The organism is Pseudomonas sp. SWRI51, assembly GCF_014268825.1.
GTDB classification, from domain to species: Bacteria; Pseudomonadota; Gammaproteobacteria; order Pseudomonadales; family Pseudomonadaceae; genus Aquipseudomonas; species Aquipseudomonas farsensis.
Genome location: NZ_JABWRG010000059.1, coordinates 1 through 20392, shown reverse-complemented (window position 1 = coordinate 20392; position 20392 = coordinate 1). Strand labels below are relative to the sequence as shown.

14 protein-coding genes and 2 tRNA genes are annotated in these 20392 nt (G+C 63.3%); 5 read left to right on the top strand and 11 right to left on the bottom strand.

Features of this window, described 5'->3' with window-relative positions; all coding sequences use genetic code 11:
- Nucleotides 1–305: 305 nt before the first annotated feature.
- The gene (locus HU720_RS16530; protein ID WP_186521014.1) at nucleotides 306–2099 is read left to right on the top strand and encodes an ABC transporter ATP-binding protein/permease; all 1794 of its coding nucleotides are present in this window, start codon (nucleotides 306–308) and stop codon (nucleotides 2097–2099) included.
- Between the two features lie 348 nt (nucleotides 2100–2447).
- Here the strand turns inward: HU720_RS16530 and HU720_RS16525 are convergent, their stop codons facing one another.
- Both HU720_RS16525 and HU720_RS16520 read right to left on the bottom strand, forming a co-directional pair.
- Nucleotides 2448–4388 (bottom strand): methyl-accepting chemotaxis protein, encoded by a 1941-nt coding sequence (locus HU720_RS16525; protein WP_186521013.1) that lies wholly within the window; start codon nucleotides 4386–4388, stop codon nucleotides 2448–2450.
- A 207-nt stretch (nucleotides 4389–4595) separates the two neighbouring features.
- A complete protein-coding gene (locus HU720_RS16520; RefSeq protein WP_186521012.1) occupies nucleotides 4596–5684 on the bottom strand; it encodes a pyridoxal phosphate-dependent aminotransferase in 1089 nt (362 codons plus the stop codon).
- Between the two features lie 183 nt (nucleotides 5685–5867).
- Here HU720_RS16520 and HU720_RS16515 point away from each other — a divergent pair, with 183 nt between their 5' ends.
- On the top strand, nucleotides 5868–6311 hold the full coding sequence (locus HU720_RS16515; RefSeq protein ID WP_186521011.1) for a hypothetical protein: 444 nt from the start codon (nucleotides 5868–5870) through the stop codon (nucleotides 6309–6311).
- A gap of 191 nt (nucleotides 6312–6502) precedes the next feature.
- Here the strand turns inward: HU720_RS16515 and HU720_RS16510 are convergent, their stop codons facing one another.
- The 3 genes from HU720_RS16510 to HU720_RS16500 form a co-directional block, all read right to left on the bottom strand.
- A complete protein-coding gene (locus HU720_RS16510; protein ID WP_186521010.1) occupies nucleotides 6503–7288 on the bottom strand; it encodes a sulfite exporter TauE/SafE family protein in 786 nt (261 codons plus the stop codon).
- 141 nt (nucleotides 7289–7429) lie between these two features.
- Complete coding sequence (gene mcpA, locus HU720_RS16505) at nucleotides 7430–9316, bottom strand: methyl-accepting chemotaxis protein McpA (RefSeq protein ID WP_186521009.1); 1887 nt, start codon at nucleotides 9314–9316, stop codon at nucleotides 7430–7432.
- 134 nt (nucleotides 9317–9450) lie between these two features.
- The gene (locus HU720_RS16500) at nucleotides 9451–10338 is read right to left on the bottom strand and encodes a LysR family transcriptional regulator (RefSeq protein WP_186521008.1); all 888 of its coding nucleotides are present in this window, start codon (nucleotides 10336–10338) and stop codon (nucleotides 9451–9453) included.
- 103 nt (nucleotides 10339–10441) lie between these two features.
- Here HU720_RS16500 and HU720_RS16495 point away from each other — a divergent pair, with 103 nt between their 5' ends.
- Nucleotides 10442–10870 (top strand): PACE efflux transporter, encoded by a 429-nt coding sequence (locus HU720_RS16495; RefSeq protein WP_186521007.1) that lies wholly within the window; start codon nucleotides 10442–10444, stop codon nucleotides 10868–10870.
- 54 nt (nucleotides 10871–10924) lie between these two features.
- Here HU720_RS16495 and HU720_RS16490 read toward each other — a convergent pair whose 3' ends face one another.
- From HU720_RS16490 to folD, 6 genes are all read right to left on the bottom strand, one after another.
- Nucleotides 10925–11611 (bottom strand): GntR family transcriptional regulator, encoded by a 687-nt coding sequence (locus tag HU720_RS16490; RefSeq protein ID WP_186521006.1) that lies wholly within the window; start codon nucleotides 11609–11611, stop codon nucleotides 10925–10927.
- 15 nt (nucleotides 11612–11626) lie between these two features.
- The gene (locus tag HU720_RS16485; protein WP_186521005.1) at nucleotides 11627–12328 is read right to left on the bottom strand and encodes a FadR/GntR family transcriptional regulator; all 702 of its coding nucleotides are present in this window, start codon (nucleotides 12326–12328) and stop codon (nucleotides 11627–11629) included.
- 73 nt (nucleotides 12329–12401) lie between these two features.
- Complete coding sequence (locus tag HU720_RS16480; RefSeq protein WP_186521004.1) at nucleotides 12402–13715, bottom strand: C4-dicarboxylate transporter DctA; 1314 nt, start codon at nucleotides 13713–13715, stop codon at nucleotides 12402–12404.
- A gap of 421 nt (nucleotides 13716–14136) precedes the next feature.
- Nucleotides 14137–16083 (bottom strand): NEL-type E3 ubiquitin ligase domain-containing protein, encoded by a 1947-nt coding sequence (locus tag HU720_RS24615; protein WP_346656592.1) that lies wholly within the window; start codon nucleotides 16081–16083, stop codon nucleotides 14137–14139.
- 19 nt (nucleotides 16084–16102) lie between these two features.
- Entirely contained in the window at nucleotides 16103–18973 is a 2871-nt protein-coding gene (locus HU720_RS24375) for a DUF6543 domain-containing protein (protein WP_238337710.1), read from the bottom strand.
- A 147-nt stretch (nucleotides 18974–19120) separates the two neighbouring features.
- Nucleotides 19121–19975 carry a bifunctional methylenetetrahydrofolate dehydrogenase/methenyltetrahydrofolate cyclohydrolase FolD gene (gene folD / locus HU720_RS16470; protein WP_186521003.1) on the bottom strand — a complete coding sequence of 285 codons (855 nt, stop codon included), beginning with the start codon at nucleotides 19973–19975 and terminating at the stop codon, nucleotides 19121–19123.
- 231 nt (nucleotides 19976–20206) lie between these two features.
- On the opposite strand from folD, the gene HU720_RS16465 reads away from it, so the two are divergent.
- Nucleotides 20207–20283, top strand: a tRNA-Arg gene (locus HU720_RS16465).
- A gap of 34 nt (nucleotides 20284–20317) precedes the next feature.
- A tRNA-His gene (locus HU720_RS16460) sits at nucleotides 20318–20390 on the top strand.
- Nucleotides 20391–20392 lie beyond the last annotated feature (2 nt).

Here is a 20392-nt window from a genome sequence, read left to right as displayed (position 1 = left end):
ATCTTTGCCAGGCGTTTTGTGGGCGGCCTGTTCCGGTCTCATCGCAGGCTGTCGCCAGCTCCCACAGGGATCTGAGCCAGACGCGGATATCGCGGCTGACGCGGTCTCCGTGGGAGATCACCCAGCCTTTCCTGGCTGCGCTGTCGCACAGAGAACTGAGCAGCGTGGGAGCGGGCTTGCCCCGCGATGAAGCCAGCATGGCAAGCCCAAGGCGCTCGTGCAAAAAATGAAATGTCCGTCATGTTCGCCAGGTTCAGCACCCGCCGGTGCTAACCTCGCGAAAACCTCGTCACGGACACGCTCCTATGGACATGAACTGGCACCAGGCTCTGCAACAGAGCCTGAGCTGGCTGGCAATCGCCACAGGCATCACCTTCATCGGCTTTGCCGTCTGCGCCATTGTGGCGGTACGCCATACCCAATGGGGCCGCCAGTTCTGGCGCCTCGCAGGCCCTTACTTCAATGTGCGGCGCAGTTGGCGGCCATTGCTGGCCTTTGCCTTGTTGCTGGTGCTGACCCTGTTTGCCGTGCGCCTGGAGGTGTTGTTCTCGTTTTGGTACAACGGCTTCTACAGCGCGCTCCAAGGCCTGGACCAGACCGCGTTCTGGTACCTGCTCGGGGTGTTCGCGGTGCTGGCCGCCATGCATGTATTGCGCGCGCTGTTCAACTTCTACGTGACCCAGGCCTTCAACATTCACTGGCGCGTATGGCTCACCGAACGCCTCACCGCCGACTGGATGCGCGGCGACGCCTACTATCGCGGGCAGTTTCTGCCAGAGCCTGTCGACAACCCCGACCAGCGTATCGAGCTGGACATCAATGCGTTCGTCACTGGCTCGGTTTCGCTGGCCTTGGGTGCGGTCAGCGCGCTGGTTTCGCTGGTGGCCTTCACCGGGATTCTGTGGGGCCTGTCGGCGCCGCTGACGGTGGCAGGGCTGGAAGTGCCGCGGGCGATGGTGTTTGCCGTGTACCTCTATGTGCTGGTTGCCACCTGGATTGCCTTTCGCCTCGGGCAGCCGCTGATACGCCTTAATTTCCTCAACGAAAAGCTCACGGCCAACTTCCGCTACGCGCTGATGCGGCTACGTGAAAATGCCGAGAACATCGCCTTCTACCAAGGCGCGCAGGTGGAGCGGGGCACCTTGCTCGGCCGCTTCTTCGCGCTGATCGGCAACGCCTGGGCGCTGGTGTTTCGAAACCTCAAGTTCAGCGGGTTCAACCTTGCCATCAGCCAGGTGGCGGTGGTGTTCCCGTTCATCCTCCAGGCGCCGCGGTTTTTCAGCGGGGCGATCAAGCTTGGCGACGTCATGCAGACCTCACAGGCATTTGGCCAGGTGCAGGATTCGCTGTCGTTTTTCCGCGAGTCCTACGATACGTTTGCCAGCTACCGCGCCACCCTGGACCGTCTGACCGGTTTCCTTGATGCCAACGCGCAGGCCGCCGCACTGCCGAGCGTTGATTCCCGGAACCTGGCTGGGGCTATGGCCATCAGCGGCCTGCAGGTGCGCCGCCCCGACGGCCATGCACTGATCGCCAACCTCGACCTGGACCTGCATGCGGGCCAGGCGCTGCTGATCAAAGGCCCGTCAGGCAGCGGCAAGACCACTCTATTGCGCGCTCTGGCCGGGCTTTGGCCCTATGCCGAAGGTACGGTTGGCAGGCCGCAGGGCCATCAGGCGCTGTTCCTGGCGCAGCGCCCGTACTTGCCGTTGGGGGATTTGCGAACCGCCATCGCCTACCCGGCGGACGCGCCGCCAGCGCAGGATGCCCGCATGCAACAGGCCTTGCGGCAAGTGCAGTTGGCGCACCTGTGCGAGCGTCTGGATGAGCGTTGTGACTGGTCGAGGATTCTATCGGTGGGCGAGCAGCAGCGTCTGGCGTTTGCGCGGGTGCTGTTCAACCAGCCGCAGGTGGTGTTTCTCGATGAATCCACGTCGGCGATGGATGAAGGGCTTGAGCATGCACTGTATTCGCTGCTGCGCAACGAGATGCCGCAGGCGCTACTGGTGAGCGTTGGGCACCGCAATACGCTGGCGGCTTTGCATACCCATCTGCTGGAGGTGGACGGGCAGGGCGGCTGGAACACTGCGGTTCTGTAGGAAATTACCCCGCTATGTGAAACCCTGCACCGGCCTCATCGCAGGCTAGCGCCAGCTCCCGCAAAGACTGCGCCGGGCCAAGATAGACATGCCTGACTGAGCTCCTGTGGGAGATCACCCAGCCCTTCCGGGCTGCGCTGTCGCGTAGATAACTGGGCACCGTGGGAGCGGGCTTGCCCCGCGATGCGATGTTGGCAGTGCTATCGCTATCGCGGGGCAAGCCCGCTCCCACGTTTCGATGTGAATCAGTCAGTTAGCGTTTGTTCTATGAGAGCTGGCGGCAGCCTGCGATGAGGCCACCACAAGCTTGCACAAAACCACAGAATCTCCCACAACATTGTCACAGGGTTATGATTTGAAGCGCCCGACCAGCCCGTTCAGCTCATCCGACAGCTGTGCCAGGCGCCCGGAGTCGGACTGCGCCGAGCTGGCAAGGCCTTCCACCAGGCGCGCTTCGTCGTAGATCTGCTGGATGTGGCGGTTGATCTCTTCTGCCACGCTGTGCTGCTCTTCGGCGGCGGCAGAAATCTGCAGGTTCTGGTCGCGAATCTCGTTCACCGACAGCTGGATGCCTTCGAAGCTGTCGCGCGCGCTTTCGATGGACGAGACGCTGGCGCGTGACAGGTCCAGGCAGCTGTCCATCTTTTGTGAAACCTCCTGGGTTTTGCTACCCAGGGTGTTGAGTAATTGGTCGATCTCGCCGGTGGAGTCGGAGGTGCGCTTGGCCAGCGCGCGGACTTCGTCTGCCACTACCGCAAACCCGCGGCCCTGGTCGCCTGCGCGAGCGGCTTCAATGGCGGCGTTGAGCGCCAGCAGGTTGGTCTGCTCGGCGATGGCGCGGATGGTGCCCAGAATCTGGTTGATGCTGCGGCTGCCTTCTTCCAGCTCGACCATGGCCTGGGAGGACTCGCTCAGGCGCAGGCCGAGGCGGTTGACGTTGTCGGTGGTGGCGACGATCTGCTGCTTGCCTTCGGCCACACGGCGGTGGCCATTTTCAGCGGCATCGGCGGCGCTGCTGCAAGAGCGCGCGACTTCGTTGGCAGTGGCGACCATCTCGTTGAAGGCCGTGGACACAAGCTCCACCGCCTCGCGTTGACGGCCGGCTGCTTCGTTCATGTCGCCGGCCATGGCGCTGTTGGCCTGCGAGGCTTCGTGCAGGTTGGTGGAGGCCGCACCAATACGCTGGATCAACTGGCGGATGGCGGCGAGGAACTTGTTGAACCAGCCGGCAAGCTCGGCGGTTTCATCACGGCCTTGCACCTGCAGGTCGCGGCGCAGGTCGCCTTCGCCTTCGGCGATCGATTGCAGGCCGACACTGACCTGGTTGATCGGCTTGACGATAACCCGCGAGAACGCGGCAGCCAGCAGGGCGAAGACCAACGCCAGCACAATCACGATCAGGACGATGGTGTAGGTCATGCTGGTGGCGGCAGCCATCACTTCGTTGTATTCGATCAGCCCGACAAAACGCCAGCCCAAGCCCGGCGAGGTCCACACGTTGGCCATGTAGCGTACGCCGTCGATCTCGACGTCGGTCGAGCCTTGGGTGGTGGCGGCCAGTTGCGCATAGGGTGCGCCGAGGTCCTTGAGCTGCTTGAAGCTGTGCCCGGCGTCGCGCGGGTCGACCAGTACGGTGCCGTCTTCGATCAGCATTACATAGCCGCTTTCGCCCAGCTTGATGCTCTTGATCAGTTCGGTGAGGTTTTTCAGCGAGACGCTGACCACGAACACGCCGCGTGGCTTGCCGGCCGGGTCCAGCAGTGCACGGGCGGTGCCCACCAGCGCTACGTCGTCTTTGTCGTAGTAGTACGCAGCGGTGCGCACGGTCTTGTCCGGGGTGGCCATGGCCGCCTTGTACCAAGGGCGGGCGCGCGGGTCGTATTTAGCCAGTTGCGGGTCATCGGGCCATTTGGCGTAGGTGCCGTCTTCCAGGCCGATGGAAAGAATGGCCGCAGCGGGGTGGGTGGTGCCGTAGCGGGCAAAGGCGTCGATGACCTGTTGCGCGGCTGCGGGCATCGGCAGTTTGGCTGCGTCTGGGCCGGTGTAGTCTTTAAGTGTACTGACCGAATTGTATACAGGATCCTTGGCCATTTGATCGACGTTTTGCAGCGTGCCGTCGAAGAACTGCCGCATGTTGCCGTCGATCTGGCGGATTTCACGGGTACTGCCATCGACGAACTGGTCGACCGCGTCGCTGCGGATACTCACTACCGAAATACCGCCAACCAATGCGACCGGGATAAACGCCACGAGCACGAAGGCCAGCACTAATTTATTTTTTATTTTCATTGCGACACCCATCCGTGAAAGTGAAGGAACGCATGGCCGTTTCGGTGGAGGGGTGGCCACTTGCTATGCCTACTGTTTCGGCGGGTTGAATATAAACCTTTAGGAGAAAATTCGTGTACAGGAATTAACAGGATTGTCTTGAATTTGCTGTAGAAGCCAGAAGGGCCGCAACGCGGCCCCTGTTTCAGTGGGTTTCAGTGATGGCCGTCAGCCGGCCGTAACTTTGGCAAACGCCTCGCGAAAACGCCGCATGTCGGCCTCATCACCTACGCTTACGCGCATCCAGTTTGGCCAGCTTGGCCACACCCTGCCCACGAGTACTTGCTCCTGGGCCAGGCGCTCGACCACCGGCTGTGCAGGGCCGCGCAGGTCAATCATGAAGCAGTTGGTCTGCGATGCCGTGCAGCGCCAGCCGCGCTCACCGAGCCAGGCAATGGTGTGGTCGCGCAGGCGGGCGTTGTCACGCTTGCGCTGCGGCGCAACCTGCGGGTCTTGCAGGCTGGCCAGCCCTGCCAGCAGGGTAGCGGCGGGGGCCACGTTATCGCCGTCGTACACCTCAAGCTTTTGCAGCAGCGGCGCCTGGCCGATGGCCAGGCCCAGGCGTGCGCCGGCCATGCCGTAGAGTTTGGAGAAGGTTTGCAGCACCAGCAGTTCGGGGTGCTCCTTGACCAGATCGACACAGCTTTGCGCGTCGCTGAAATGAATGTAGGCCTCATCGACCACCACCACGCTGCCTACGGGCTTGTGCGAGAGCAGGCGTTCAATGTCGCGGCGCGGGGTGAGGGTGCCGGTGGGGTTGTTGGGGTTGCACAGGTAGATCATGCCGGGGTTGCTGTCGGCACCCAGCATGGCGTCGACGTCATGGGCGTGCTGCGGGTTCAGTGCGACGGCGCGCACTGCTGTGCCCCGGGCGTGTGCGGCGTCGCTCGGCGCTTCGTAGGAGGGTTCTGCCAGCACCAGGCTGCGCGGGCCGGTAAAGGCCATCACTGCATGCTGCAGCGCAAGTTTCGAGCCGCAGAATACCTGCACCTGGTCGGCTTGCAGGCCTTGCTGCTCGGCAAACAGGTCGATCAGCCGGTACTGCGCCTTGTACGGGTAGCGCCCGCTCTGCGCGATGCCGTCCTGCATTGCCTTGCGCGCGGCGGGGCATGGGCCCCAGGGGCTTTCGTTGAAATTGATTTGCACAGGGCCTGCATTGCGGGCCGCAGGCGGGGCCTCGCCGGCCCAGCTCAGTTGGCCGAGAAACGGCAGGGCCATGCCCAAGCCAACCAGCGAGCGACGTGAGAGATCGGTCATGCTGCAACTTCCTTGTTGTCGTTGGATTAAACAAGGAACGAGGCAGGGGCAAGCTGATTAAGGGTGGCAAAAAGCCGTTGCGTTGAGCGGCATGCAGTGAAGGGTTGAACTGTACGGCGTATCTGCAATCATTATCCGGCCCCCGGAGCGGGGTTTTTCCATTGATCGAACAGGAATCGCAGCATGATGCTTGCAGCAAAACGCAACTGGATGGCCCTGGCGCTGGGCCTTTTCATCAGCAGCCCATTGTTTGCAGCCGAGGCCGCACGGCCGGCGGTGGCGGACAAGGTAGACGCTTTCGAAGGTGAACGTGGAGTGCAGGTCTGGACGATGCGCGTCGGTGAGCGCTCGGCCAACGAGGCGCTGGTACAGATTGCTGGCGCCGACCACGACTGGGACAAGCGTATCCAGAAAATGCAGGTGGAGAAGACCGGCCGTGACGTGCGCTATGCCACCCAGGTGGACGGCAAGAAGTATGTCGTGCTGATCGTGCGTGGCAACTCGGGTGAACTGTATCTGCCAGGCCAGGACGGGGAAACCCCGCTGTATTACAGCGCGGGTCTGGCCAGCCAGAGCAACCCTGAGCACTTCCTGACCGATTACCTCGAGCAACAGTCCGCCAAGTAATCGGGCAGGACTATGGCCGTACACGAATGTGTCGGCTGGCGCGCTCGGTGCAGGAGCGGCCTCGTGCCGCGAAAGGGCTGCGCAGCAGCCCCGGCATTTTTTGCATTAAATCCGAGATATTGGGGCTGCTGCGCAGCCCTTTCGCGACACAAGGCCGCTCCTACACTGCTGTGGAACCGGTAAGGGTTGGCTCAGAACGCCAGCTTGTACCCGATCAGCAGCAGCATCGCTGCCAGGCAAGGCCGCAGCACGCGGTCGGAGATGCGCCCGGTCAGGTGGCTACCCAGGTAGATCCCCGGCAACGACCCCAGCAGCAGGTAACCCAGCAGCGACCAGTCCATGTTGCCCATACCGGCGTGGCCCAGGCCTGCGACCAGCGTCAGCGGTACCGCGTGGGCGATTTCGGTGCCCACCAGGCGGCGGGTGACCAGGAAGGGGTACAGCAGGAACAGCGCCACGGTGCCCAGGGCGCCAGCGCCAATCGAGGTCAGGGTGACCATCACCCCCAGCACAACGCCGGTCACCACGGTGAGGGTGTTCAGGGTGCGGTCGCTGAGGTGGTAGTGGTCGCCGGCATGGCGGCTGGCGAAAGCTTGCAGGCGCGATTTGAACAGGATCGCCAGCGCAGTCAGGATCAGCACCACGGCCAGGCCTTGCTTGATGATCGCGTTCAGCGCCGAGGTATCGGTGTGCAGGGTGCTGAGAAACCACAGGGTCAGCGCCGCAGCCGGCACACTGCCGAGGGTCAGCCAGCCGGTGATCTTCCAATCGATGTTCTTGTTGCGCCCATGCACCCAGACGCCGCTGGCTTTGGTGATGGCTGCGTAGAGCAGGTCGGTGCCCACGGCAGTGGCGGGGCTGATGCCGAACCACAGCAGGATAGGGGTCATCAGCGAACCGCCGCCAACGCCGGTCATGCCGACGATGAAACCCACAACCAGCCCTGCAATGGTGAAACCGAAAGAACCTACATCCATACGCTACTCGACTGCCCAGCTTTGCCCGTTATCGGATGCAAGCAGCATATAGATTTTTTTATAGCGAAATAGACTTGTTGGTTATTAGGTTATAACCGGCCATGTCGGCATCGCGGGGCTGGCCCGCGATGCCGACCACGCTCAGATGCGGAAACTGCCGACCAGTTGTTTCAGGCGCCCGGCCTGCTGGCTCAGCGCATCGCAGTGGCGCAGCGTTTCGTTGAGGTTTTCCACCCCTTGCTGGTTGAGGGCGTTGATCTGGGTGATGTCCAGGTTCAGGCTCTCGACCACGGCGGTCTGCTCTTCGGTGGCGGTGGCCACCGACTGGTTCATGCCGTCGATCTCGCCGATGCGCTGGGTAACGCTGGCCAGGCGTTCGCCGGCCTGGTTGGCAACCTGCACGGTCTGCTCGCTGGACACCTGGCTGGTGTTCATGGTGTGCACCGCCTCACGCGAGCCCACTTGCAGGCTGGTGATCATGCGGTGAATCTCTTCAGCCGATTCCTGGGTGCGGTGGGCCAGGTTACGCACTTCATCGGCTACCACGGCGAACCCGCGGCCCGCTTCACCCGCGCGTGCGGCTTCAATGGCGGCGTTGAGCGCCAGCAGGTTGGTCTGCTGGGAAATACCCTTGATCACGTCGAGAATCTTGCCGATCTCGTCGGTGCTGGCATTGAGCGTTTCGATCTGTTGGCACGACTCGCTGATGCGCTGCGACAGGGCGGTCATCGAACTGATGGCCTGCTCGACCACGGTGCGGCCATCGTGGGCCTGGTCGCTGGCGCCGCTGGCGTGCTGCGAGGCATCGGCGGCGTTGCGGGCGATTTCCTGGGTAGCGGCGCCCAGTTCGTTGATCGCCGCGGCCACGCTGTTGGTGCGCATGCTCTGCTCTTCGGAGCCGGTGAGCGAGGCGTTGGATGCGCCTACGACTTTCTCGGAAAGGTCGTGCACCAGGCGGGTAGCCGAAGACACTTCGCTGATCGAGGCGTGAATACGCTCGACGAAGCGGTTGAATGAGCTGGCCAGTTCCCCGAATTCGTCGTTGTTCTGCACGGTCAGGCGGCGGGTCAGGTCGCCTTCACCTTCGGCGATGTCGCGCATGGCGCGGCCCATGGTGGTCAGAGGGCGCATCAGCACAGGGATCAGCAGGCCCAGCAGGCCGGCGATGGCAGCCACGGCCACGAGCATGGCAATAATGGCCGAGATACGGAACTGGCCGAGGGCTGCGTAGGCTTTGTCTTTATCGATCGACAGGCCGATATACCACTTCGCTGAGGGCAGGCCTTTGACCGGGGCGAACGACAGAATGCGTTCCTGGCCGTTCAAGGTTACATCCTGCAGGCCCTGCTCGATGCGCAGGGTGGTGCCTGGGTAGATGTCCTTGAGGTTTTTCATCACGTGGTCTTTGTCAGGGCTGACGATGACCTGGCCTTCGTGGTCGACCAGAAACGCATGGCCGATGCCGCCGAAGTCTACCGCGTTGAGAATCTCCACCAAGGTGTCCAGGCTCAGGTCGCCACCGACTACCCCGAGCAGTTCGCCGCCGCTGCGGGCCTTGACCGGGATGGCGATGGTGACCACCAGGCCACCGACCGACGCCTGGTAGGGCGGGGTCAGCAGGGTCTGGTTGGCGCTGACCGCCTGGGTGTACCACGGGCGCTGACGCGGGTCGTAGCCATCAGGCATCTTGGCGTCAGGGCGCTGGGTGAACAGGCCGGTGTTCTGGCCAAAATAAGTGAACTGGAAGTTGCTGGTCAGGGATGGTTGGTCAACCAACCCTGGTACGTTGCTGCCTGCTCCCTGCTGGCCGATATTCTGCGCGAGGTTTTCTAATACCAGAATGCGCCCGCTCATCCAGTTCTGCACGCTACTGGCTGTCTGCGCGCCTGCCTGGCGTACCGATGACTCGATATTCTGGCGGATGGTGTTGCGCTGCAGGTAGTCGTTGTAAAGCGTGAACAGGGCAAATGCCAGGACGACAACGCCGCAGGCACTGAGCAATATCTTGTGGCGGAATTTCAGGTTCATGTTTCGAGACCTTGGGCCAGAGGGTGGAGGGCGCCGCACACTTTTGGTGCGATGGGCAAACCCTGTCAACACGGTATCGGCGGCATCTGAAATTTGTTGATACACCGGCTGTCGCAATTTGTGACTGATATGCCCTAAATGTCACCCCGCTCGCACAGCAGCCTGACCAAGGCGCGCGCCGCCTGCCCAAGCGGCTGTTGTTTGCGCCAGAAAGCATGCACCGGAAGCTGCAATTCGTTGCGGGTATTGCCGAATTCCAGGCGCACCAGGCGGCCGTCTGCAATGAACGGGGCCACCCGCGACAAGGGTAAATCTCCCCAGCCCAGGCCAGCTTCGACCATTTGCACGGCCAGATCGAAGCTGTCGGTGCGCCAATGCGAGGTGCCGATCAGTGAGCGCGGGTCGCTCAGGGGCAGGTCGCGGCTGGCTATAAGTATCTGGCGTAAGCCAACCAGGTCCTCTAGATTGCGGATCCGCCCTTGGACAAGCGCCGGGTGCCCAGGCGACAAAATGGCCACCAGCGACTCCATGCCAACGTGCTGAAAGCTGCGCTGCGGGTCCACATGCAGGCCTGCAAAAGCCAGCGCCAAGGCGGCTCGGCCGCTGTCCAGCAGCTGCAATGCCTCTTCTTGGGGCGCTGCAAGCAGCTCGATATCCAGCAGCGGGTAGCGTTCGGCGAGGCGGCCGATGGCCGCAAGCACCGGGCGCTGGTCGATGTCGGGCACGACGGCGATAGCCAGGCTGCTTTCAAGCCCTTGCGACAGCTCCAAGGCGTGCACTGCCAGCAAGCCCAGTTGCTCGGCGATCAAGCGTGCGTGGGGCTCAAGCGCCAGTGCCTGGGCGGTGGGCCGCACTTCCCGTGAGCCGCGCTCGAACAGGGCATAGCCCAGTTCGGCTTCAAGGTTGCCAATGGCCATGCTAATGGCTGAAGGCACCCGCCCCAATGCCCTGGCGGCGGCTGAAAACGAGCCTCGGTCGAGGACGGCAAGAAACAGTTCGATAGTGTCGCTGGACAGGTTCATGGCAAGTCTCCTTTCAGTAAATCTGAAAGCTGATGACTTTTTCTGTCAAGCGCATTGATGCAAGCTCGCCGCCTTTCGATGAACCTGTAGTAAAGGCAAACCCGTGCAAGGACTTAAACGCAAACTGGTCTACGTGACCTTCTATGAATTGATCGGCCTGTGCATGTCGACCTTGGGCCTGGCTTATTTGTCGGACACCCAGGCGTCGCACACCGGGCCCTTGGCGGTGATGATCACCACCATCGCCATGCTGTGGAACCTGATCTACAACACGTTGTTCGAGTACTGGGAGAGCCGCCAGGCCACGCGCGGTCGTAGCGTGGCGCGCCGGGTTGTGCATGCGGTGGGGTTTCAGCTGACCTTGGTGGTGTACCTGATCCCGCTGATTGCCTGGTGGCTGGGAATGACGTTGCTGGAGGCGCTGATGGTGGACCTGGCGTTCATCGTGCTGGTGCCGTGCTACACCTTTGCCTATAACTGGGCGTTTGACCGGGTGTTTGGCTTGCCAAGGTCGGCGCTGGCTGCGGCCTGAGGGGAGGGCACCGGCCTTGCGCCGCAAGGCGGCCCCTTTTTCAGCCAGGCCTGCTCAGCCCTGGCCCAGGTCAAGCTTGGCCTCGAGCCGATCAAGATGCTCATGCATCAACGCCAGCGCCGCCTCGCCGTTACCGCCCTCCACCGCATCGATGATCGCGGCATGTTCCTGCCAGGCGCAGTGCTCGCAGCACGGCGACTCGTAGCGGGCGATGATCAGCGAAGTCATTGGCACCAGGCCATTGAGAAAACGCGCCAGTGGCGCGTTGGCCGCCATTTGCGCAAGTTTCATGTGGAACTCACCGCCCAGGCGGATGGCCGTGCAGCGCTCGCCCTGTTCGTGGTGCTGGCGCTCGCGCTCGACCAATTGGCGCAACTGGCGGATCTGCGCTGGCCGGGCACGCTGCGTGGCCAGGCCAATCAACGTGGTTTCGGCCAGGCGCCGGGCGCTGAGCACCTGGCGGGCTTGCTGCGGGTCGGGGGCGGCCAAGTGTGCGGTGTGGCTTGGGCGCTGCACCACCACTTGCTGGTCGCAAAGGCGCCCGAGCACGCGGCGGATTACCGTGCGGCTGACGCCAAAGGCATTGCCCAGGGCTTGTTCAGGCAAGGCGCTGCCTGGTGGCAGACGCTGTTCGAGAATCGCGTCGAACAGCCGCGGGTAGATTTGCTCGGCCGACAGGCGGGTTTCGCCACTACCCAGCAGGGCAGGCAGGCGAAGGGCGGCTTGGGCGCTGGCGGTCATGGTCGCTCTCCTTTATTACGGGCCTGGGTGTTCGTCGGGAATATTCAGTGCGATGCCCATGCGCTCGCCTTCAGCGAGGATGTGGCGGCGCATCTGCAGGCTGGCCAACGCGCTGTTGCGCTCGCGGATGGCGCGCACCACCGCTTCGTTTTCGCGAAGCCGTGCTGCCAGGTGTTCGGGGGAATTGCGCAGCATGTCGGTGCTCTGCTTGAGGGCGTTGCCGGTCTGCTGTACCACGCTCTGGAAAATCGGGTTGGTGGTCAACGCGAACAAGGCTTCATGGAACGCAATGTAGGCATTGAACCCTGCTTCGCTGTCGGTGCTGTCCAAGGCTTCGCGCATGTCCATGAGGGTCAGGCGCAACTGGCCGATGTCCTGGCTGCCGGCCGATTGCGCGACCAGGCCGGCGATGAAGGGTTCGAGGGTGTAGCGCAGCTCCAGCACGTCGGCCAGGCTTGCCTGGGCCACCGTCTCCGGGGTTTGTGGGGGGGCAGCGTCGGCATCGAGCACCAGCACGCCTTTGCCGGGCATCGAACGCACCAGGCCCAGGGTTTCCAGCACGATTACCGCTTCGCGCAGGCTAGGTCGGCTGATACCCAACTGCTCGGCCAGCTCGCGCTGGCCGGGCAACATGTCGCCGCTGCGCCACTGGCCGCGGGCCAGGGCTTGGCGAAGTTTTTCCACCACTGAGTTGACTACGGTCGAAGAGCTGATCACGGGTCGCTCCTTGTTCGGCGCCGTCGGTTGTCGGGAAGTTGCCGGCCGACGCTTGGCGTCGGCCGGGCTTGGCTCAGAATTCCTGTTGATGGGCCGGGCCTTGTGGTTTGCGTGGCGCTGGGGCAAAGCCTGGCTTGTTGGCCAGCACGTTGTTGGCGCGCTCCAGGTCGATGTCTTTCTCCCAGCGGGCGATGGCCACGGTGGCCACGCAGTTGCCGATCAGGTTGGTCAGTGCGCGGCCAATACCCATGAACCAGTCGACTGCCAGCACCAGCACCAGGCCCACCACGGGGATCGCCGGCACTGCGGTCAGGGTCGCTGCCAGAATCACCAGCGCCGAGCCGGGGATGCCGTGGGCGCCTTTGGAAGTGACCAGCGACACCAGCAGGATGGTCAGCAGGTCGGTCATTGCCAGTGGGGTGCCGGTGGCGTTGGCGATGAACACGATTGCCAGCGTCAGGTAGATGGAGAAGCCGTCGAGGTTGAACGAGTAGCCGGTTGGAATTACCAGGCCCACGGTGGAGCTGCCGATGCCCAGATGCTCAAGCTTGCGCATGACCTGTGGCAGCACGGCATCCGACGAGGCGGTACCGAGCACGATGCTCAGCTCTTCACGCAGGTAGCGGATCAGCGGTAGCAGGCGCAGGCCAGAGATACGCATCACGGTGCCGAGGATGATCAGCACGAAGCCTGCGCAGGTCAGGTAGAACAGCGCCACCAGGCCGCCCAGATGCTGCAGCGACGACAGGCCATATTTGCTGGTGGTGAAGGCGATGGCACCGAATACGCCGATCGGTGCCAGGCGCACGATCATGCCCATGATGCGGAAGATCACATGGCTTAGTTCGTTGATCAGGCGCGAAATGCCCGAGGCCGATTCGCCCACCAGGTTCAACGCACTGCCGAACAGCACCGAGAACAGCAGCACTTGCAGGATGTTGTTGTCGGCAAAGGCGCCCACCACCGAGGTAGGGATCAGGTCCATGAGGAAGCCGGTGGTGCTATGGATGTGCGCGCCGCGGTCGGCCAGGGCGCCTGCGTCGGCGCTGGAAAGCTGGTCGAGGTGAATGTTGGCGCCGGTACCGATGCCGCTGGTGAAGGCGAACACCAGACCGATCACCAGGGCCAGGGTGGTCAGCACTTCAAAGTAGATGACCGACTTCAGGCCGATGCGGCCGACCTTTTTCAGGTCGCCGGCACCAGAGATGCCGCTGACTACAACGCAGAACACGATCAGGCCGATCAGCATCTTGATCAGCTTGATGAAACCGTCACCGAGGGGTTTGAGTTGCAGGGAGAGTTCAGGAGCGCTCAGGCCGCAGACGACGCCTAAGGCGAGGCCGAGCACTACCTGGAGAAAGATCGAACGCGAACACCATTTGAGCATGGGAGGGATCTCTGGTCGGTGTCCTTGCCCCCCAGCCACACGGAGCGAAAGAGTGCAGGACTTAATTATTGTGGTCTTACCGGTTTGTTCACTGCGAGAGCCATAAAACTCCGAAATTTCTTACATTGCAAGATATTTTGGCCTTACCGGTCTGACCAGTTGTCGCGCGCTGATTTCCCCCCCCCCAGCCGTTGGCCAATCCTAAGGCTGGAGTCTGTATGAGGCTGCGCGGGTTCGTGTAGGAGCGGCCTTGTGCCGCGAAAGGGCTGCGCAGCGGCCCTCGGCGATAGTGGCGTGGAGCGCAAATCTTGGGGGGCGCTTCGCACCCCTTTCGCGGCACAAGGCCGCTCCTGCAGGGATCGTGCGAAGCCCGGCATCGGCGCCCTCACCGCTGGAGCCCAGCGGTGGGGGCAAGGCAACCTCAGGACGTAACCATCGCCTGCGCGGCCTGGTTATCCATCAACACGGTGGTAAGGGTCGCAACCAGCGTTCGCTCGGCATCGCGCCGGGCCCGCAGCATCACCCCGCCGACCCGGTCCAATGGGTTGGGTAGCATGTTGGCGTAGGGCTCTGCGGTAAGGTCATGCTGTTGCAAGATGCCATCGCTGCGCCAGCTCAGGCCGGGCACGTCGGCGACTTCGCTTTCCAATGCCGCCACCAGCGACTCAGGCACCGCTGGGCCGGTGTAGGGGCCGGTTGCGACCCCCGTGGTGGCGAGGGTGTCGAAGTACTCCGAGGCCGCCTCCCAGCTTTGCGCCTGTGCTTCGAACTCTTGCGGTGCCAGGCGGCGGAGCCAGGCCTGCCAGAAGCTCTGCTCTGCCGCCCACTGGCCGAGCCCCGCCAGGTTGGAGCTGGCCACGACGCCTTGGCTCAGGCGTTGCAAGGTGGCATCGCTCAGGCGAGCCAGGTACGCGAACATCATGCCGTCCGGCTGCGGCGGCAGGTGCAGCGACTGGCGCAGGTGGATGCGCGCATGCAAGGCCATTTCCAGTTCATCGAGCAGGTAATCCGGCTCGGTCAAGGACGTGTCGTCCAGGTCGTCGTCGGCGTGCAGCGGCGGGGCGGCAGCACGTGCGGCATCGTCGCTGGCGTCGGCCAGTGCGCGGCGCCGGGCCACGCGCGCCTGGTACAGCTCGCCGACACGGGCATCGAGCAGGCGCTGGCGATACAGGCAACCTGCTGTGCCTACCGCAGCGGCTTGGTCGGCATCCCCGGTGGCGGCCTGGCTGATGCCCTGCCACACCAGCACATCGGTTTCGATCTCGCTGAACAGCAGGCTGGCTTGGTCGACGCATTGCTGGCCGGCATCCTCGATCAGGTCGTTGATGTGTTGCATGACCTGGGCGCGGCCCCAAGGTGCCTGCGCCTCTTCAACGGCAAGCGTTTGCACCACTTGCTGCATGCGGGCCCTTACGCCCGTTGGGCTGCGGGCATAGTCTGCGGTGTCTGGCAGACGCCGGAACAAATTATACAGCGGCTGCCAGGCAGGGGCCTGGGCCGTGGTCGTGAGGTGTTGGTGCAGTGACTGCGGCCATAGCTCGAGCGCCATGCCCCCGACTTCGGCCGGCGCGTTGAGCTGCAGGCCTGCACGCTCAAGGCGTTGCCAGGCTTCGGCGCTGAAGGGGTTGTCATTGAGGCTATAGGAAAAGTCCGCCTGGCCTTCGCGCACGCTTCGCGCGTAAGCCGATGCCTGCAAGTCGGGGGCATCGGTAATGTCGTTGCCGCTGAGGTCGAACCTGCGCATGTTCAGCGGTGTCTGGTCGAGCAGCGCCTCTAGCCCTGCGGGCCACTCGGCGATGCCGGTGTCTTCCAGGTCCAGCTGCTGCAAGTTTGTCCAGCCGGTCAGATCGGGCGCCAGCCCCAGCGGGTTTTCGTAGAGCGACAGAATTTCCAGCTGGTTGAGCCGCGCCAGTGCTGCCCGGGTCGCTTGGTTGAGGCTGATCTCGTTCTGGCCCAGGCTCAGGCCGCGCAGCGCCGGCCAGCGGGCCAGCGCTTCGAACTGCTCGACACTGAAATTCAGCGAGTTGAGGTCGGCTTGCAACGTGTCGAGCAGCGGCAAGGTTGCCAGGCGATCAAGCGCCGCGACGGGCAAGCCCTGAATGGCATCGGTCAGGTTGAGGCGCCTGAGACTGCGCAGGCGCACGATCACGCCCAGGTTGGAGTCATTGAGCTCTACAAAGTTTTCAGCAAGGTCCAGTGATTGCAGTTCATGCATCTCTGCAAGCGCCTCGGGGAGCACATGCAGGGTATTGTCCGCCAGGTCCAGGGCGCGCAGGCCTGGAAAAGCCTGCAAGAACGGTGCGAGCTCTGCGCCGGATGTGTCAGTCAGGCCGTTGAGCACCAACTGGCGCACGTGTGGCAGGCGCATGGGCAACCGGGGCAGGGCATCAAGCTGGTGCGCCTCGGCCATAAGGATCACATGGTCGAAGGTGCCGGTCGGGTCGTCGGGGTTTTTCCCGGCGCCAGGCGCTGCGAATGCGCTGTGCCAAGCCTTCTCGGTTGCTGCGTCGAAGCTCCAGGGCGCCAAGGGCGACGCCTTCTGGGTCGTGGACCCAGCTCAGCAGGGCGCTGTCGAGCTGCTGGTATTCCTGGCGCAGTTGGTCAAGCAGGCGCGCGAATGCGCCAGGCTCGCCACCTGCCTGGTGTCGCAGGCGCTGGCGCAGCAGTTCGCGGTCGCCCTCCGGGTTGGCCGGGAACAGCTGGTCGAACTGCTCGTCTGCCGTGAGGGCGCCATGCCCCCGGCCGCTCAAGCGGTAACCGATACGGCGCTCACCCGGCAGGCGGGTGGGCAGCCGGTACTGTGGGCGTACTGGTGCCATATGCAGGTCCAGGGCTGCCTTGCTGCGGTCGCTGGCTGCTTGCTCGAATAGGGCATCACGCAGTTCGGGCCCCTGATGAACCTGTACTTGCAGGGCGGTGCGCTCGCTGTCGGGCAGCGCCTGGAGTAGGGCGCGGTAGATATCATGTTCCCCGGACAGGGCTTCGCTCTGCTCGTCATACGGGACGTAGCTGTTGCCGTTGCGCACCAGTACCTTGGTCGGCAGCGTTTGTTCGCCCACCTCGGCCTTGAGCTCCCCTTTGAGCGTGCCTTCGCGCAGTTCCAGGCGGACTTCGCCGGCCCAGCCGGGCAGGCGTGCCAGGCTGTTAAACAGCAGGGTATCGCGGTCTGCTGCTGGGCCATCGTCATGGTAAAAACGTGCAAGTGCCCGGCTGATCCGCCCTTCGCGCAGGTGCAGGCGAGCGGTTTCGGCGATGCGTAGCGGCAGCCGGCCGGTGCGTTGCAACTGGGCAAGGTCCACGGGGCGGGCCTGGGCCAGTATCTCCCTGCGCGCGCGCAGGCTCAGCGATGGGAAGTCCTGCGCCAGTATGGCCGCCCCGGCTGGTTCCTGCTCCGCCAGGCCGGGCTCGATGCCGCCCAGCGCTTGCAGGCTATCGGCCAGCAGTGCCGGCAGTGGCTGGTGGTCTGCCGTTACCTTGCGCAGGGTTGCAGCATCGTAGCCGCTGCACCGCAGTGCTCGCTCAAGGGTGGCTTGATCCAGGCCTTCACTCAGCGGCCCCATGCGCTTCAGCAATTTTTCTGGCTGCCACGCGAGTGGGCGCTCGTGCTCCAGAAGCCAGGTGCCCTGGCCATTCCCCAGTAGCTTGGGGCGATGGCGCTGCCCGGCAACTTCGGCCAACTGCCAGGTGCCCTCTGGCGCTTGTTTGACCTGCGCGGCGCGGCCCTCGTGCAGCCACCAGCGCTCGCCCTCCCAGGTGTACAGCCCCTGGCCATCGGCGAGCGTCTGTGCGGGCCACGGCTGCGGCTGGGTAAAGGGCTTCAGCTCGCCGTGCCACAGTCTTTGCTGTTTGCCGCTGCCAGTCAGGTGCCAGTCGTGAAGAATGCCCTGGGGCTCGGCGAACTCTGCAGCGGCGCCCAAAGCGGCGAACTGCGCGAGGTTTTCGAACACATCGAACAAATGTCCGATCGCAGCTTCGGCATCGCCTTCGTTGGCGGCGTGTACCCCTTCAAGAAACTCGTCGACCAGTTGCGCGCCGCCGGTAATCAACAGCGCCTCACCCAGCCCCGGTACGAACAGCCCGGCGACATTGAGCACCGTCAGCCCCACGCCCAGCCAACCTTCGATCCGTGCCAACTGGGCGGCGGCGTCGCGCTGGGCAACGGGTACCGCCAACGTGGCGGCATCTTGCAGGCGGCGTTCAACCTGTACCCTCGCGCTTTCGATGAATGCATCCTTGCGCCATGGAGTGGCGGTGATCTCCAGCAGGGCATTTTTGTCCAAGGTCTCCTGCCACAAGTCGGTAGGTGCTGGGAACGCGCGCTTGAGCCAGTGGATGTGCTCGCCGCGCTCAAGCACCGGTGGGGAGGGTTGCAGGGTGGCGTAGGGGTAGCTGGGGTAGAGGTTGGCACGCAGGCGCTCGGCAATGTGCGGCTGGTCGGCGTGGGCAATATAGCGGTTGAAGAACTCGCGCTCCGACTGCTCCCACAGCATGTCTGTCAGCGCGCGTGCCAAGGCCTGGCGGTTGGGGTACTGCCGAAGAGGCTGGCGCGGATGCCCGGGTAGGTACAGCAGGCATTCGGGGGTGTCTGCCTGGTCCAGTTGGATAATCATCGGGCCGCTCAGTGGCTTGCCATACAAACTCACGAAGCTGCATTGCAGTTGCTCCTGTGCGCTTGGGGCAAGGCCTGCCAGTACGGTATCAGCCAGCGTCTGACCGCGCGCCTCCAGGTGCCCCTGCAGGCGCGCCAGCAGCACATCGGCGCCGAAAGCGGTGCGGATTTGCTGGTGCAGCAGTTCTCGAAATGCGTCGGTATCGAGGTGGTCGGCCAGGTGATCGCGGTAGCGCTGGCCGAGGTTCAGGTTGCGTATGCCGCTGACGAAGGTCTTGGCGTCCTCAGCCGAGCGCTGCGTCCCACCGTTGCTGTCGTACAGCGTGATGGTGGCGTCTTCATCGAAGTTCTGCAGGGCTGCTTCGAACCAGCTGCGGGTTTGCGCACCTTCGGCGACTTGGCCCAGGTCGATGCCTGGCACAGGCACTTCTGGGTACCAGCGCGGCAACACCTCTTCGAGCAGCGGGCGGCAGTAGGCGTCGATGCCTTGCACGGGTTCAAGGGCTTCTCTCAAGCGGCGCATAGCGGCGTGGCTGCGTATGATGCGGCGCTTGAGGTCCTGGCGCTGCCCAGCGTTGGCGCTGGCAAGCCACTCAGGTAGGCGTTTGTGGATGAAGGCGAGGTGAGGGGAAAGCGGGGAGGGGGTCATCGCTGCAGCTCCTGAAGGTAGGGGCAGCGACGTTATCGGTATGTGGATGGCGTGCCGAAATGCATAGTTGCCACCCGGTAGCGGGTTTGTCGCAGGCAAAAAAAACGGCACCTGCCGAGGTGCCGTTTTCACAAGCAGCCGGTGTGCTTACTGGTGCAGCTCTTCAGCAGCGTACAGCGTGTTTTCCAGCAGGCAGGCGCGGGTCATCGGGCCAACGCCGCCGGGTACAGGCGTGATCCAGCCGGCGCGGGGCAGGGCGGTCTCGTAGACCACGTCGCCGACCAGCTTGCCGTCTTCCTGGCGGTTGATGCCAACGTCGATGACGATGGCGCCTTCCTTGACCCATTCACCCTTGACCAGCCCCGGCTTGCCAGCTGCGACCACCAGCAGGTCGGCGCGGCCAACGTGGCCGGCGAGGTCCTGGGTGAAGCGGTGGCAAACGGTGACGGTACAGCCGGCCAGCAGCAGTTCCATGGCCATGGGGCGGCCGACGATGTTGGATGCGCCGACGATCACGGCGTTCATGCCGTACAAGTCCTGGCCAGTGCTTTCCAGCAGGGTGATGATGCCCTTCGGGGTGCACGGGCGCAGCAGCGGGATGCGTTGCGCCAGGCGGCCGATGTTGTAGGGGTGGAAGCCGTCTACGTCTTTGTCCGGGCGGATGCGTTCGAGCAGCAGCGAGGCATCAAGGTGCGCCGGCAGCGGCAGTTGCAGCAGAATGCCGTCGACTGCCGGGTCGTCATTGAGACGGTCGATAAGGTCGGTCAAGGCTTGCTGCGTGGTATCGCTGGGCAGGTCGAACGCTTGCGAGATGAACCCGACTTCTTCGCAGTCCTTGCGCTTGTGCGAGACATAGACTTGGGAGGCCGGGTCGGTGCCGACCAGGATCACGGCCAGGCCAGGGGTGCGAAGGCCTTGCTGGCGGCGCTCGGCGACACGTTGGGCGATCTGCTTGCGCAGGTTGGCGGCGATCGCCTTGCCATCGATAAGGTGTGCAGTCATAGACGCGTGATTAACCATCGAGAAGTAAACATGAAGAAGCGCGCATTCTCGCACGACACGGCGCATGGGCAAAGGCGCGTGGTCGGGCAAATCTTCTAACCCCTTCAATAATTTAAATATTTTATAGAAAGGTGTTGACGAGGGCAGGGGGCGTCTATAAGATTCGCCGCACTTGTCGGGCACTGCCTGGCACGGGTTGGCAAAGTTGGTTTGCTCCAACTGTACGCTTAAGCGCCCGTAGCTCAGCTGGATAGAGCATCCGCCTTCTAAGCGGATGGTCGCAGGTTCGAGTCCTGCCGGGTGCGCCATTAGGCCTGGGCAAGTAAGTAATACCGCAATATGGTGGGCGTAGCTCAGTTGGTAGAGCGCTGGATTGTGATTCCAGTTGTCGTGGGTTCGATTCCCATCGTCCACCCC